The sequence below is a fragment of the Chthoniobacter flavus Ellin428 genome, assembly GCF_000173075.1.
GTDB classification, from domain to species: domain Bacteria; phylum Verrucomicrobiota; class Verrucomicrobiia; order Chthoniobacterales; family Chthoniobacteraceae; genus Chthoniobacter; species Chthoniobacter flavus.
This window is the reverse complement of the sequence record NZ_ABVL01000009.1, coordinates 1-14,401: the sequence shown is the minus strand read 5'-3', so window position 1 is coordinate 14,401 and position 14,401 is coordinate 1. Positions and strand designations below refer to the sequence as shown.

12 protein-coding genes are annotated in these 14,401 nt (G+C 62.8%); 6 read left to right on the top strand and 6 right to left on the bottom strand.

The features are described 5' to 3' along the window. Positions 1 to 48 precede the first annotated feature (48 nt). Positions 49 to 204: a small basic protein gene (locus CFE428DRAFT_RS35740; RefSeq protein ID WP_006980537.1), complete on the top strand. Its 156-nt coding sequence runs from the start codon at positions 49 to 51 to the stop codon at positions 202 to 204. Positions 205 to 294: 90 nt separating this feature from the next. Here the strand turns inward: CFE428DRAFT_RS35740 and CFE428DRAFT_RS15535 are convergent, their stop codons facing one another. Both CFE428DRAFT_RS15535 and CFE428DRAFT_RS15530 read right to left on the bottom strand, forming a co-directional pair. Beyond that, positions 295 to 1,116, bottom strand: a complete 822-nt coding sequence (locus CFE428DRAFT_RS15535) for an arylamine N-acetyltransferase family protein (protein WP_042725104.1) — start codon at positions 1,114 to 1,116, stop codon at positions 295 to 297. A gap of 719 nt (positions 1,117 to 1,835) precedes the next feature. Next, entirely contained in the window at positions 1,836 to 2,993 is a 1,158-nt protein-coding gene (locus tag CFE428DRAFT_RS15530) for a XylR family transcriptional regulator (RefSeq protein ID WP_006980535.1), read from the bottom strand. Between the two features lie 89 nt (positions 2,994 to 3,082). Between CFE428DRAFT_RS15530 and CFE428DRAFT_RS15525 the strand changes: the two genes are divergently transcribed. The 5 genes from CFE428DRAFT_RS15525 to CFE428DRAFT_RS35735 all read left to right on the top strand — a co-directional run bounded on the left by CFE428DRAFT_RS15525 (position 3,083) and on the right by CFE428DRAFT_RS35735 (position 9,070). Further along, positions 3,083 to 3,649: a DJ-1/PfpI family protein gene (locus CFE428DRAFT_RS15525; RefSeq protein WP_085951227.1), complete on the top strand. Its 567-nt coding sequence runs from the start codon at positions 3,083 to 3,085 to the stop codon at positions 3,647 to 3,649. Positions 3,650 to 4,118: 469 nt separating this feature from the next. Continuing rightward, complete coding sequence (locus CFE428DRAFT_RS15520) at positions 4,119 to 5,030, top strand: sugar phosphate isomerase/epimerase family protein (RefSeq protein WP_006980533.1); 912 nt, start codon at positions 4,119 to 4,121, stop codon at positions 5,028 to 5,030. Between the two features lie 449 nt (positions 5,031 to 5,479). After that, positions 5,480 to 7,582, top strand: a complete 2,103-nt coding sequence (locus CFE428DRAFT_RS15515) for a c-type cytochrome (RefSeq protein ID WP_131989993.1) — start codon at positions 5,480 to 5,482, stop codon at positions 7,580 to 7,582. Beyond that, positions 7,579 to 8,874, top strand: coding sequence for a DUF7133 domain-containing protein (locus CFE428DRAFT_RS15510; RefSeq protein ID WP_006980531.1), 1,296 nt, complete (start codon positions 7,579 to 7,581; stop codon positions 8,872 to 8,874). Before CFE428DRAFT_RS15515 ends, CFE428DRAFT_RS15510 begins: the two co-directional genes overlap by 4 nt. Before the next feature lie 16 nt (positions 8,875 to 8,890). Then, positions 8,891 to 9,070 carry a hypothetical protein gene (locus CFE428DRAFT_RS35735; RefSeq protein WP_006980530.1) on the top strand — a complete coding sequence of 60 codons (180 nt, stop codon included), beginning with the start codon at positions 8,891 to 8,893 and terminating at the stop codon, positions 9,068 to 9,070. Between the two features lie 851 nt (positions 9,071 to 9,921). Here the strand turns inward: CFE428DRAFT_RS35735 and CFE428DRAFT_RS15505 are convergent. From CFE428DRAFT_RS15505 to CFE428DRAFT_RS38250, 4 genes are all read right to left on the bottom strand, one after another. Further along, a complete protein-coding gene (locus tag CFE428DRAFT_RS15505; protein WP_157447534.1) occupies positions 9,922 to 10,743 on the bottom strand; it encodes a toprim domain-containing protein in 822 nt (273 codons plus the stop codon). Between the two features lie 289 nt (positions 10,744 to 11,032). Continuing rightward, positions 11,033 to 12,751 carry a DEAD/DEAH box helicase gene (locus CFE428DRAFT_RS15500; protein ID WP_006980527.1) on the bottom strand — a complete coding sequence of 573 codons (1,719 nt, stop codon included), beginning with the start codon at positions 12,749 to 12,751 and terminating at the stop codon, positions 11,033 to 11,035. Further along, entirely contained in the window at positions 12,748 to 13,653 is a 906-nt protein-coding gene (locus CFE428DRAFT_RS33780; protein ID WP_006980526.1) for a ParB N-terminal domain-containing protein, read from the bottom strand. The genes CFE428DRAFT_RS15500 and CFE428DRAFT_RS33780 overlap by 4 nt, the downstream gene beginning before the upstream one ends. Beyond that, complete coding sequence (locus tag CFE428DRAFT_RS38250) at positions 13,646 to 13,894, bottom strand: hypothetical protein (protein ID WP_042725102.1); 249 nt, start codon at positions 13,892 to 13,894, stop codon at positions 13,646 to 13,648. The genes CFE428DRAFT_RS33780 and CFE428DRAFT_RS38250 overlap by 8 nt, the downstream gene beginning before the upstream one ends. Positions 13,895 to 14,401: the final 507 nt, after the last annotated feature.

The window sequence follows — 14,401 nt, the reverse complement described above, 5'->3', positions numbered from 1 at the left end:
ATATCCGTATAGTCCGCGTCCCTTTTCCTACCAAAAACGAACCTTTTTATGTCTCAACATCGCAGTCTCAAAGGCCAAAGCACCATCGCCGCGAAGCGCAACGTCCTGAAGCGTTTCGAGCGCGTCGAACTTCTCCAGCAACGTGGTCAGTACAAGCAGGGTGACAAAGTCGTCGGCCTGCGCAAGACCAAGCCGAACGAGTAATCGCACGGCGCTTGAAAGCGCCATCGCCTGATTCTTTTTTTTAAAACCGCCGAATGCCTTGTGCGTTCGGCGGTTTTGCTTTTCCCGATTTCACAAAAGCCACGCCGCTCCCGGGAGGTGGAATTGCGCGTCGGCGGGCAGTTGCACGCCGAAATGTTCGGCCAGCACGGCCAGCAATTCCTGCTTCGAGGTGAGCAGGCGGATGTTCGCCTGGCCGCGCCCGTCGCGGAGGATGAGCCGGTTGTCGAGCAGGGTCACGCGGCCACCATCGGGTCCGGCGCGGGCGACGAGGATGTTGCTTTTGAAGTGCGATTTCGGGTGGGTGGAGGTGAACCAGTTGGCCACTTCCCGGTCGATCATCGGCATCGTTTCCAAGGTGAATTCGCAGATGTCCTGCCATTCGCCGCCGAGGCGCACCTGGTGGTAATAGATCGCGCCTTCCTTGATGAGCCGGCGTGGTTCGTGGGGCGTGGGTTGCTCCGTATCGAGCTCGAGGCGCAACGCGTACGAGGGGCTCATGCCGCCCACGCCGACATCCGCGAGCCACGATGCGCCGTCGATTTCCACGCGACTGAACAGATGGGTGCGCGGCGGGGTGAAGTCGCGCGGACGTTGCCAGCGCGCGCGGGCGCTGATCGGCGTGACGTCGAAGCCGAGCGCTTGCAGGACGAGCTGGAACAAGCCGTTCTGTTCGAAGCAATAACCGCCGCGGCGTTCGTGGATCAGCTTCCGCTCGATCGCCGCGGGATCGAGGGAAATGCCGCGCCCGAGCAGCACATCGAGGTTTTCAAACGGAATGGTCTGCACATGGCGCAAGATGAGGCCATTGAGCGTGGCCAGGGTCGGCTCACGCGGGCCGGTGTAGCCGATGCGGCGAAAGTAAGCGTCAAGGTCGATCGAGGGCTCTGACATGCGGGGCATGGTAGAGCATTTTGGACGAAACAGTAGTCCGGGCTGAATTAAACGCGGAGGCCGCAGCGCGGCGAAGCCGCAACCAAAAGGGGAGCCACGAACATGCGAAAAGACAGGGAAGGGAAAGTGACCCGCGAATCACCCGAATGACGCGAATGATCTGCCCTCATTCGTGTTATTTGCGTGATTCGCGGGCCAAAAATTCTACGCGTCGTGCGGACATTTTCATGGTTAGCACTGCAGCGCGGCGAAGCCGCGGATTTAGGGACACCGGAAAATTCGGCCGCAGCTCACTGGGAGGGGCGACTTCCTGGAAAAAACCCTGCGTCGCGGAGCGACGCCCTCAAAGAGAGGCGCTGCGCGCATCGGTTTTTCGGTCAGCGACTAGGAAGTCGCCGCTCCCAGTGGCGCCATCCCCTTCGACATCTAAATCCGAGAAAAGATGTGGGTAATGCTGGCCGCCCGACAGGGGCAGGATTGCTCTGAAGATTGGGGAGCGCGCGGGAGCCCTTCGACAAGCTCAGGGCCTTTCCCTCGGCAGGCTCGGGACCTTGAGCTTGTCGAAACGGGAGCCTGTCGAAACGGCGCGTCCCTCCGTTAGAGACGGAGAAAAAAGTGCCCGCGAATCACGCGAATGACACGGATGGGGTATCTTTCATTCGCGTTATCTGGGTGATTCGCGGGCCTAAAACCTAACTGCCGATTTCTTTCACACCCTCTTAGATTTGCACCCGCCGCCATGCGCCTGGGGTGACGCCGTGGGTTTCCTTGAAGGCGGCCTGCAGATAGTGGCTGTGGGCGAAGCCGGTTTGCGCGGCGATGGTGTCGATGGTCAGATCGGTCTCGCGGAGCAGACGTTCCACTTCGCGGAAACGGACGCGCAGGATCTCTTCCTTCGGGGTGCGCTGGAGCGCGGCTTTCATCCGGCGGTCGAGAGTGCTGCGGGAGGCGTTCAGCTTGTGGCAGAGTTGGTCGACATTCAGGCCATGGAGCGCTTCTTCGCGGATGAGCCGCGCGGCGTGGGCGACGAAGGGATCGTTGATCACCAGGCTGTCGGAGGAATGCCGGACGACGATGCCCTTGGGCGGAATGAGGACCGCCGAGCGCCGAAGACGCCGGCCGCGCATAAGCTGATCGAGCATCTCCGCGGCGGCGTAGCCCACGGCCTGGCCATCGTAGCGCACGCTGGTCAGCGGGGGAGTAGCAAAGGAGCAGAGCGTCTCTTCGTTTTCCGCGCCGACCACCGCCACCTCCTCGGGCACGGCGACGCCGGCCCGCTGGCAGGCCTCGAGCAGGCGCACGCCGAGCTGATCGTTGGCCGCGAAAATGCCGACCGGTTTGGGCAGTTCCTGCAGCCAGGCGACGAGACGGGCCTGGCTTTTTTCCCAATCCTTCGCGCTGTCCGAGGTGGTCTCGGGGAGCCGCGAACAGCGCGCGCCGAGCGCTTCCACCGTGGTGACGAAATTTCGGATGCGTTCGACGAAAAAGCTCTCGGTGTGCAGGCTGTAAGCCGCGAATTGCCGGTAGCCGCGTTCCAGGAAATGTTCGGCGACGGACGCGCCGATGAGCCGGTTATCCATCCCCACGTAGGGACGGCTGCCGCCGAAATTGGTGGTGCGGAGTTCGATGGCCGGCAGGCCCGTGGCCTCGATGAGACGCCCCATTTGCGGAGTGAAGGTGCGGGTGAGAATCCCGTCGCCATCCCAATCGCGGAGCCACGCGGGCGGCGAGGAATCGAGCGCGCGCAGCTCCAGAAAAGTCGACCACGGACCGTGCGCCGCGATGTAACGCCGCACCCCGGCGAGGAGTTCCCGGGTGTAGGTGCGCGTCGTTTCAATGAGCAGGGCAACGCGAGGAGTGCGGCGGCGGGTGGGCATGAAAAGGGGAAAAACGCGGTGACGAAAAACCTGAGGATGAGTGCAACATAGTTGCAGTGACACGCCGCGCCAAGCCGTTAAGGTGCGACATCGTGAAGCCCAAAGTTCTTGTCATTGTCGGTGATGCCACGGAAACCGTGGATACCCTTTACCCGTATTATCGTTTGATCGAAGGCGGCTATCAGCCGGTCGTCGCCGCGCCGGAAAAGCGCAAGTACCAGATGGTGCTGCACGAGGTCAAACCGGGCTGGACGATCACCAAGGAATGGGAGGGCTACAGCATCGATGCCGAGATCGCCTTCAAGGACATCCAGCCGGAGGACTACGCGGGCATCTTTTTCAGCGGCGGACGGGCGCCGGAATACATCCGCGAGGACCAGGATCTGCTGCGCATCACGCGCTGGTTTTGGGAAAACAAAAAGCCGATGGCCAGCGTCTGCCACGGCGTGGAGATTCCCGCCCGCGCGGGGATCGTGAAGGGGTTGCGCATGGCCACGGTGGCGAAGTGCCAGTTCGACCTCGAGGTCTGCGGCGGCATCTATGTGAATGAGCCGTGCGTCATCGACCGGCACATGGTGAGCGGGCGCACCTATCACGACAGCGGCCATTTCGTGGGGCCGTGGATTCAAATGCTGGATGCGCAGCGCGGCGCCTGAATTTCCTGAGAGACTGTGAAAGTGCCCGCGAATGACGCGAATGACACAAATGGGCGTATTTTTCATTCGCGTCATCGGTGTGATTCGCGGGCCAAATAATCTCGCTGCCGCTTTATTTCACAGTCTCTGAACTCCTTCTTCCATGATGACCCGCAGAACATTCTTCCTGGGCGGCTGTGAAAAAGTGCCCGCGAATTACGCGAATGACACAAATGGGTGTATTTCTCATTCGCGTCATCCGTGTGATTCGCGGGCCAAATAATCTCGCTGCCGCTTTATCTCACAGTCTCTGAGCTCCTTCTTCCATGATGACCCGCAGAACATTCTTCCTGGGCGGCTGTGAAAAAGTGCCCGCGAATTACGCGAATGACACAAATGGGTGTATTTCTCATTCGCGTCATCCGTGTGATTCGCGGGCCAAATAATCTCGCTGCCGCTTTATTTCACAGTCTCTGAGCTCCTTCCTCCTATGATCACACGCAGAACATTCCTTCAAGCATTGGGTGCAGCGGCGGTCGGCTCCGCGGTCGCGGCGCCGGAACCGTTCCGGTTGCGCTACGTTCTTTCCTCCGCGCTCTACGGCGAGACGCCGCTCGACATCATCCTGCCGGAAGTTTCGAAAGCGGGCTGTGAGGCGATCGATATCTGGTGCCGGGCGCACGGCAATCAGCGGGAGCAAATCACCGAAATGGGCGATGACGCCTTCGCCGCGCTCCTGGCGAAAAATCATACCCAGCTCGGGGTGACGACGCGCTATCCGCTCGGACCATTCAAGCTGCAGGAGGAGATGGTGTGGTTGAAGAAGCTCGGCGGGAAGATCGCGCTCTGCGGTTGTTCCGGGGCGAAGAATCCGCAGGGCGCCGAAGCCAAGGCCGCGATCCAGGAGTTCATCGAGAAGATGAAGCCGCATGTGGCCAAGGCAGAAGAACTGGGCGTGACCATTGCCATTGAGAATCACGCCAATACCGCGCTGCATCATCCCGATTCGTTGCGCTATTTTGCGGAGTTCAATCATTCGCCGGCCATGGGCGTGGCCTTCGCCTTTCATCATTTGCACGAGTGGCAGGAGCAGATTCCCACGCTCCTTCGCGATCTCGGTGCGGCGCAATTGCCGTTCATCTATTTCCAGGAATACTCCGAGGGGATCAGCAAGAAGGTGGCGAAGGAAATCGAGATGCAGCAGATGCCCGGCTTCGGCGGCTCGCTCGATTACCACGCGGTCTTGAAAGCGATGCGGGAGATTCGTTTTGCCGGCGTCGTTTCGCTCTTCATGCACCCCACGCCGCGCGGCGTACCGATCCTGCCGACGACGGCGGAAGTCACCGCCGCGGTGAACAAATCGCGGGCCTACGTGGAAGGTGTCCTGAAAGAAATCGCGTGATGGAGGGGATGATGAGATCACTGCCAGTGAAGGGTCTGATTGGGGAAATGGATATCCAAAGGGCGGTGAAGCGGCAGGTTATCCCGAAGGGATATCGGACCGTAGCCGGGGGTAGAGCGAGCTCGGCGAGCGACACCCCCGGATATCCATCCACCACGATTCCCACCCCGGAGGGGTGGAGGAGCCATCTGTCAGCGAGCAATTCCGGCACCGCCTCCGGGGTGCATCGCAAGGAGAGGCGGTTCCCGGGGGTGACGCTCGCAGACTCGCTTACCCCCGGATATCCATCCACCACGATTCCGACCCCGGAGGGGTGGAGGAACCATCTGTCAGCGAGAAATTCCGGCACCGCCTCCGGGGTGCATCGCAAGGAGGGGCGGTTCCCGGGGGTGACGCTCGCAGACTCGCTTACCCCCGGCTACGGTCCGGTATCCCTCCGGGATAAAGGCATGCGCGCACTCGCTAAAGCAGTGCTCCTTTCCGTGCTCTTGCTCATGGCGGCTGCAACTCTGCACGCGGAGCCGCTGGTGGTGGGCTTCGAGCGGTTTCACCAGGATGCGCCGACGGTGGAAGGCGGGCGCCTTCTTTATAACGAGCTCGGCTGCGTCAATTGCCATGGCGGTGACACGGGATTGCCCGCACGCCGCGGACCCGATCTGAGCAGCGCCACCCGCCGGGTCGAGGTGGCGTGGCTGCGGAAATTCCTGGCGAATCCCTCAGCGGCCCATGCCGGCTCGACGATGCCGCAGATTCTTTCCGCGGACAAACCGGAGGACATCGAGGCGGTGGTCCACTATCTCGACTCGCTGCAGCCAGCCTCGCCATCGAAGACAAAGCCGAAGCCGCTCGGGCACGTGAATGCGGGGCGGGGTGGGGAGCTCTTTCACACCTTCGGCTGCGTGGCCTGTCATGCGCCGCAGGCGGATTACACGCCGCCGGAAGGAATGCCCAAGGCGGCGGAGTTTACCTATCGCTCGATCGGCTTTGCCAACCTTGGCGAAAAATGGTCGCTGGCCACGCTGGCCGCATTCATCAACGACCCGCTCAAGGTCCGTCCGGATGGGCGCATGCCGAAGACCGCCATGGAGCTGGATGACGCCGTGGACATTGCCGGCTATCTGCTGCATTACGAATCGAGCGAAGGGAAATCCGCGCCGGGGCTCCCGCCCTTCAAAGCGGACCCGGCACTGGCGGAACGCGGGCGGGCCATCGTGGCCGCGGCTCGTTGCGCGGCCTGCCACCAATTGCCGCAGGACGTGACGGCGAAACCGGTCGCGCTGACGCAGCACGAAGGCGGTTGCCTCGCGCCGCAAGCGGCCTCCGGAGTGCCGCACTATGCATTGAGCGGCCCGCAGCGGGCCGCGCTGCAACTCTTCCTGGCGAAGCGTGAGCAGCCGGCATCGCTAAAACAACTCACCGATCTGACGCTCGAAGCGCTCAACTGTCTCGCCTGCCACGAGCGCGACGGCCGCGGCGGGCCGGATGCCGCGCGCAAGGCTTACTTCCTCGGCGATCACAATCTCGGCGACGTCGGCCGGTATCCGCCACCGCTCACCGGCATCGGGCGCAAGCTGCAGCCGGAGTGGCTGCAGAAAGTGCTCACTGGCGAATATCGGGTGCGGCCTTACTTGCAAACGAAGATGCCGATCTTCGGCGTCGCGACGCAGAAGCTGGGCGCGATGTTGACCGCGACCGATGCGCGGAAAGAAAGCGCGCTGACCGGTGGCGACGACACCGCCGGGCGCAAGCTCATGGGCACGCAAGGCGGCATCGGCTGCATCACGTGTCATCGCTTCGGCGAGCACGCGTCGCTCGGCATTCAGGCGCTCGACTTGAGCAATCTGGGCCAGCGCATCCAGCCGGCCTGGTTGAAGGAATATCTCATCAATCCCGCGGCCTATCGGCCGGGCACGCTCATGCCGTCCTTCTGGCCGGAAGGCAAGGCCTCGAATCGCGAAATCCTCGGCGGCGACACCGACCGGCAGATCGCCTCCATCTACGCCTTCGCCGCCAGCGCGAACGGGGAGCCGGAAGGTTTTCCGCCGAAAGGCGGCGGCCAGTTTGAGCTCATCCCGAAGGATCGCCCGATCGTGCAGCGCACCTTTATGGAAGGCGTCGGCACGCACGCCATCCTCGTCGGTTTTCCCACCGGCGTGCATCTCGCTTACGATGGCCAGAACGCGCGGCCGGCGCTGGCCTGGAAGGGCAAATTCTTCGACGCCTACAACACCTGGTTCTCGCGCTTTGCGCCGTTTGAGAAGCCGCCGGGCGAAGCCATCGTCTCCTGGCCGGCGCCGGCGGCCGCGCCGCCGCAGTTGCGCTTTGGCGGATACCGGCTCGATAAGCAGGGCGTGCCGACGTTCCTCTATGCGATCGATGGCGTGGCTTTCGCAGAGCGTTTCGAGGGCGTCCCGAATGGCCTGCATCGCACCCTCACCTGGAATGCCGCGGCGCGGAATGCGCCGGCGATCACGCATCCCGCCGGCGTCAGCGTCACCGAGGATCCCGGGAGCGCGCCCGGCCATCGCAGCTTTACCTATTTGTGGAAATGAAAGCGTCCTTCCTGGCTCTCACCCTGCTCGCTTCCGCTGCTGTCGCCGGGGCGGCGGAGCCCTACGAGATCGTCGATATCCTCACCGCGAATTCGCCTTCGGCCTCGCGGAGCAAAGAATGGAAACCGAGCGAAGGAATTCCGCTCGAGGTCAGCGGGATGGATTGGACGCCGCAGGGCAAACTGGCCGTGGCGATTCGCAAGGGCGAGGTCTGGATGCTCGATGGCGTGCTCGGCGCGCCGGACCAGGTGAAGTATCAGCTCTTCGCCTCGGGCCTGCATGAACCGCTCGGCGCGTTGTGGGATGGCGATAGCCTGCTCGTCATGCAGCGCACGGAAATGACGCGCCTGCGCGACACCGATGGCGACGGCGTGGCCGACGAATATCTCACCGCGGGCAACGGGTGGAACGTCTCCGGCGCGTATCATGGTTACGCTTACGGTCCGCGGCGCGATGGGCAGGGGAATCTCTGGGTCTCGCTGAATGTCGACATGGGCGACCATTCCGATAACAAGGCGCCCTGGCGCGGCTGGACCGGCACGATCGGTTACGACGGCCACTTCCAGCCGATGTGCGCGGGGATGCGCTCGCCGTGCGGCCTCGGGGCCAATCTCGCGGGCGATATGTTTTGCGTGGATCAGCAGGGGACCTGGGTGCCGGCCACGCCGATCTATCATCTGCGCAGGGGCGCGTTTTTCCTGAACCCCGAGGGGATTGCGTCGGAGAATCTGCCGAACTCGCCGCTCAAGCTCTCGGCGAAGGTACCGGAGAAAGTGCCGTATCCCGAGGCGGTGCGCGCGTTGCCGGAAATGCGCGTGCCGGCGGTCTGGCTGCCGTACGTGAAGATGGGACGCAGCGGGACCGATCTCGCGGTGTGCAATGCGGGCGGGAAGTTCGGGCCGTTCGATGGCCAGATGATGGTCGCGGAATTCACCGATGCGAAGGTCAGCCGCGTCTTCATGGAAAAGGTCGGCGGCGAATACCAGGGCGCGGCGTTTCCGTTTCTCAGCGGCTTCGCCTCCGGGATTGTGCGGCTGCTTTTTGCGCCGGATGGCAGTCTCTTCGCGGGCATGACCAGCCGTGGGTGGTCGTCGCTCGGCACGAAATCCTATGGCCTGCAGCGGGTGCGGTGGAATGGGACGATGCCCTTTGCCATCCGCGAGATGCACGCGGTACCGGATGGGTTTGAGCTGGTCTTCACCCTGCCGGTCGATGCCGCGACCGCGGGGAATCCGGCGTCGTACTCGATGACGAATTCACACTTACCTCTATTCCGGGGCGTACGGCAGTGATGAAATCCAGACGCAAGTGAATGCCATCACCAGCGCCACGGTGAGCAGCGATCGGCTGCGAGTGCACTTGAAGGTCGAAGGCCGGCGCGAGCTGTATGTGCACGAGTTGCATTGCAATGGGGTGCGCTCGGCCGGCGGCGCGCAGCTTGATCACGCGGATGCGTACTACACGCTCAATCATATTCCGAAGTTGTGAGAGGGGGGATAGATAGCCGCTCCCCTCGCGGTTATTCTGGGCGGGGGCGGCTCAAACACTAGCGGGCGTCCCCGGTAGCGCGAAGCGCCCCGAAAAAAACATGTCATCCTGAGCGGAGCGGGGAAGCATGGGCGGAGCCGAAGGACCTCTGACTTCCGAGGGTTTTTGTGCGGAGCTTCTTCAATTGACGCGCGGCCACGCGCATGGCGTGAAGGCTCCGCACGAGAACCCGCAGAAATTGGAGGTCCTTCGACTCCGCCCATGATTCCCCGCTACGCTCAGGATGACATTTTTTGGGGGAGCGCTTCGCGCATTTCCTGCCACACGCTTATTGCTGCAGCACTATCCCTCCTCGCGGTCATTCTGAGCGGAGTGGAGGGAGTGTAACGACCGGAACGCAGTCGAAAGCCGAGTCCGCGAGACGCCTATGGGACTGTGGGGCAAACCCGGCCGAACAACCAGCGAGACGCCCATGGGACTGCGGGGTAAACCGGACCGAATAACCAGCGATGATCGCTGGTAAAGCGACGGGGTTTGCCCCGCAGTCCCATAGGCGTCTCGCGGACTCGGCTTTCGACTGCGCGCCCCGCCGCCTTCGCCCTCCGGGGCGCTCCGCTCAGAATGACCGCGGGGAGGGATAGTGCGGCAGCAAAGAGGCCGGACCCAAGCATGGGAAGTTGCCGGTAACCTGGAGAAACAAGAAGGGGGGCAAGAGAAAGGGTAACTCCCCTTCAAAGCTAACACCGATCCACTCACCAAGCCCCATCGAAGACCGCACCCAGCAGCAAAGAAAACCCCTGCATTCAATCCCTGACCCAGTATATATAGGCCCCCACTTATGATGTAAAGACTTATTTCTTGTACCAGAGTAAGTTTTTCACCATGGAATCCAATAACTCATGACTTCCACCCGCCCGGAGGAAGCCACGGAGGTCTTTCGTCGGCGGGACGAATAACTTGGCCGGCCGGGGAATGACTTCCAGTAAGGCGCGCGCTCCGCCCACTCCCGGTCCGTCATTGTCCGTCACCACGATCACTTCGTCCGGCCAGAGTTGCCCGATGATATTCAGGATGATCTCCGTCCCGCCGCGGCAGGACGCGCGGCCGACCGGGAAGAAACCCAGGTCCAGCGCCGCCGCGCTGTCCGACGGCCCTTCACAGATCAGCAGCCGCTGATTCGGCACGATGGCGTGATACGCCCCGTACGGATAGAAGACCCCCGCCTTGGAGCCGGTGACCGCGAACTTCCTGCCGTCGCGGGAGCGCAGGCGGATGCCGATGGGATGCGCGGCGTTGTAACTGGTGCCGTCATACATCGGGATGGCCAGGGCCTTCCGCTCCTCGGCATAGGCCGCGCCCAGCCAGCGCAACGACTGGGCAGACACGCCCAGCAGTTCCGCCTCCTGCTCCAGTCCCGGGTGCGCCGCCTTCCAATAGCGTTGCATGATCACTCCCATGTCCGGCGGCGGCGGCTGCGGTTTGGGCAGAGGCGGCGGTAACATCGGGGCTTCGCCGTCGAAGGAATGGAACCAGCCACCGTTCTTCAGCGGACGCGGGCTTTCCACCCGCATGCAACACCAGCCTTTTCCGCCCCGGCAACACCAGTCCGGCTTCCGGCAAATACCGCACGGCTCCCGGCGGGAAACGCGCTGCCATCGATCATGCGGGATCATAGCGGAGTCGGCCGGAAAGCGGGACGGGGAATGGCCACAAAAAGGCCCAAGAGGCACAAAAAAATGTTCCTCGGGCAAGTGGTGGCGCTCGTCGATATCCGGCGGGTGAAACTGCCGTCTTCCGCAAAGAGACTTTGAAATAAAGCGGCAGCGAGATTATTTGGCCCGCGAATCACACAGATGACGCGAATGAAAAGTACGCCCATTTGTGTCATTCGCGTAATTCGCGGGCACTTTTTCACAGTCTCAAAGACCTGCTTTTGTGCTTTTTGTGCCTCTTTGTGGCCATTCATTGCCTTATTGAGGTTGAGTTTTCGCAGTGGTCCTGAGTTATCGGGGACAATCCCGGCGGTAACTTCCAGTGGTTCGCCTGGATGGCGGTGATGAGTTGCGCGGCGCGGTCAAAGCTCATGCTTCCCGTTTCAAACCCGTAGCGCTTCAACACCGTCGCTTGCTTCAGCGAGCAGAGATGGTTGTTCCAACGATAGAATTGGGCGTCGATTAACTTCCGGGCATTGGCATAACTCAGGGTGTCGGGATCGATCCCGATCTTATTGATGAGCAGGGCCCGCTGCTTCGGCGATAACTCCTTGCCCGACCGGTCGGACTCCTCGAGCACCGGCTGCACATCGAAGGCATCGAAGGGATCCACCTTTCTCGCGGTGAACCGCGCGCCCACGACCAGCCGGCGCCGCCGCTCCTCTTCCTCCCGGCGCCGGCGCTCGGCCTCCTCCTTGCGCTGGGCCACGAGCTGTTCCTTCTCGGCGAGCACGTCGCAGACGTTGCGCGGGGCCTTCGCCTTGTGCAGGGCGAGCAGCGCCAGGTCTTTCACTTCCTCGCTGTAATCGCCGCCGAGGATATCCGTCGCGGTCATGAGCTTGTGCCGCCCGCTATTGCCGACGAAGTCGACCAGCAGGCAGGCTTTCTTCGCACTGGCGGCGATGGCCGCCCGGCGCTCCGCGGGCGTCGCCGGGCCATCGACCACGCCGGGCAGCGGACGGGTGGCGCGGCCGGCCATCTGCGCGTAGAGCGCGCGGCTCTTCGTCGGGCGGCCCATGACGATCACTTCCACGCCGGGCGCGTCGAATCCCTCGGTGGCCACGCCGACGTTGCAGAGGATCTGCGTCGAGCCATCGAGCACGCGGCGCATGATCTTGCGCCGCTCCTCCCGGTCCGTCGCGCCGCAGACAAATTGCGCGATGCCGGCCCGGTGCCGGTTGAGGATGTTACAAGCCATCTCGGCCTGTTTGACGCTCGAGGTGAAGAGGATCGTCTGGCGGCTGCCGGCGATCTCGATGGTCGCGGCGCACGTGCCGTGCATCACGCGTTCCTGTTCCATCACGCTCGCCAGCTCGGCGCTGTTCAGGTCGCCCGCGGTCGTGTGGATCTGGCTGTAGTCGAGGCCGTCGATGGTCACCATCTGCTGCTCCACCGGGACCAGCCAGCCATCGTCAATCGCGGCGCGCACCTCGTAGTCGAAGGCCACCGACTCGCAGACCAGCCCGAGCGCCGCCTGGTCCGCGCGATCCGGCGTGGCGGTCACGCCGAGCAGCTTGGCTTTCTCGTTGCGCAGGAAGTATTCGAGCACTGCGCGATAACTGGCCGCGGTGGCGTGATGAAATTCATCGACCACGATGGTGTCGAAGTCTTCCGGCCGGAAACGTTCCATGCGCCGCCGATTGCCGCCGCTGACCAGCGTCTGGATACTGGCCACCACGACGGGCGTCTTGTGAAAGAGGCTGTTCGAGGCGACCTGCTCCGCCATCTCGACCTCGGCCTCCAGCCCGGTGACCGCCTCGATTTTCTTGACCGCCTGGACGATCAATTCCTCGCGGTGGGCGATGACCAACGCGCGGCCCGGTTGCCGGCGACGGATGATCTCCGCGAAGAGCACGGTCTTGCCGCAGCCGGTGGGCAACACGCAAAGCGTCGACTGGTGCTTCTTCCACTTTTCCTCCACGGCGTCGGCCGCCGCGGCCTGATAATCCCGCAGGGTGAAGGTGCTCATTGGACGCAGGCGCTGTTGCGGACCGCCTTGAGCTCCGCGGGGACACAGGTGTCGTAAAAGAATTTGCCGACGATGCCGCGCCCCTTGCAGGAGAGGCACTGCGTGCGGCCATAACCCTGGCAGGTGGGACACACCGCGAAGGGCACGCTGTTCGAGAGGATCGAGTAAGCTTCATTCAGCTTGCCGATGACGGAATTGAGGTTGGACGGAGCGAAGAGAATGTCGTCCTGCTCGTGCGCGGATTTCGCGGCCACGCGGGCCTGCGAGACGAGTTTGAGCAACTGGTCGACCTCGGGTTTCCGCTGCCAGAGCGCGAGGATTTCCTCGGGGATGGCGTAACCCGTGGCATCGCGATGGACCTCGTTGGCGGTCTTCGTTGCCCTGGCGGCTTTCGCGGCCTTGGCGGCTTTCACTTCTTTGGCCGCGGCATTGACCGTCTTCGCGCCCTTCTCGACCGCCTTGGTTTCTGTTCCGCTCGCGAGTACCGCCCTGGCCTGCCGGACGAGACGCGGAGAAACGGCCAGTCGCTGCGCCGCCTCGGCGATGGTGGGGCAAATAGGCAAATTTGCCTCTTTGATTTTTTCGGTTCTACCACGAGGCAACCGGGCGATCTTCGCCGCCACCATGGCCCGCTGACTTTCCGTCAGGTGACGCCGATGCAAGTTCACCGAGAGGACGAACGCCAGGGCGTCTTCCCCTTGCGGAAACTGGCGGGTGCGCGGCTCGACCCCGGCGACCGCGCAGGCGCGGTAACGGTTGCGGCCGTCGAGGATCATCCCCTCGTGAATCGTGATGGGAGCCTTGAGCCCCGACGTCTGGATGTCGTTGGCCAGGTCCTTCAGGTCTTGTTCCGGCATGAGCGGGAAGAGCTCGGCCAGCGGATGGTCGGTCAGCTTATCCATGGATGGCACCGGTTTTGATTTCCCCCTCGGTGACGCCTCGCGATTCGCTCGCGGCACTGGCCTCGCCGGACGCTGTCGGCGGGAGAGTGAGTTGCGAGGTGATGTAAGCGTTGAGGCTGGCCACATTGACCAGCCGGACGCCCGCGGCCTTGCCCGGGCGGCGAATACACGCCGACTGAATCAGCCCGGCGCGCATGAGATCATAAACCAGCGTCCGGCCCATGCCGTGCGTCGCGCGCACGTCCTGGGGGCGAATCCATTCCGTGCGCGGAAGGCTGGCGTGAGGCCACCCCAAGCTGGGCCTCGTTAGCTCTGCCGAGTTGTTAGCACCGGCAGCGTGCGTAGGTATGCGTTCGTGCATGAACGCATCGAAGCACCGGTTTTTGCGCGTTTTCCGCCGCGCGGATCAAATGAACCAGGTTATCGGAATTCGCCCGCTAATTAGTCATCCGCGCGTGATGCCAGGGCGTCGATCGCCGCTTCGCGCGTAAGATAAAATAGCGCTTCTCGGAATAAAGCGATTGACGCTTTCCGGCGGCGCGAGCCGATGGGCTTTTTGGGGCTCTCCGCTCTCGTACGCGTGCGGCGAAATCACCGCAGTGAGCGCGAAGCGGCCGAAAATAAAACACCGTCATCCTGAGCGAAGCGGGGAAGCATGGGCGGAGTCGAAGGACCTCTGATCTCTGCGGGTTTTAGTGCGGAGCTTCCACGCCCAGCGCGTGACAATTCGCCTATTGTGAAACCACCT

Coding starts and splice junctions, on each gene's coding strand:
- CFE428DRAFT_RS35740 (WP_006980537.1), top strand. CDS start 49: ATGTCTCAACATCGCAGTCTCAAAGGCCAAAGCACCATCGCCGCGAAG.
- CFE428DRAFT_RS15535 (WP_042725104.1), bottom strand. CDS start 1,116: ATGTCAGAGCCCTCGATCGACCTTGACGCTTACTTTCGCCGCATCGGC.
- CFE428DRAFT_RS15530 (WP_006980535.1), bottom strand. CDS start 2,993: ATGCCCACCCGCCGCCGCACTCCTCGCGTTGCCCTGCTCATTGAAACG.
- CFE428DRAFT_RS15520 (WP_006980533.1), top strand. CDS start 4,119: ATGATCACACGCAGAACATTCCTTCAAGCATTGGGTGCAGCGGCGGTC.
- CFE428DRAFT_RS15515 (WP_131989993.1), top strand. CDS start 5,480: ATGCGCGCACTCGCTAAAGCAGTGCTCCTTTCCGTGCTCTTGCTCATG.
- CFE428DRAFT_RS15510 (WP_006980531.1), top strand. CDS start 7,579: ATGAAAGCGTCCTTCCTGGCTCTCACCCTGCTCGCTTCCGCTGCTGTC.
- CFE428DRAFT_RS15505 (WP_157447534.1), bottom strand. CDS start 10,743: ATGATCCCGCATGATCGATGGCAGCGCGTTTCCCGCCGGGAGCCGTGC.
- CFE428DRAFT_RS15500 (WP_006980527.1), bottom strand. CDS start 12,751: ATGAGCACCTTCACCCTGCGGGATTATCAGGCCGCGGCGGCCGACGCC.
- CFE428DRAFT_RS33780 (WP_006980526.1), bottom strand. CDS start 13,653: ATGGATAAGCTGACCGACCATCCGCTGGCCGAGCTCTTCCCGCTCATG.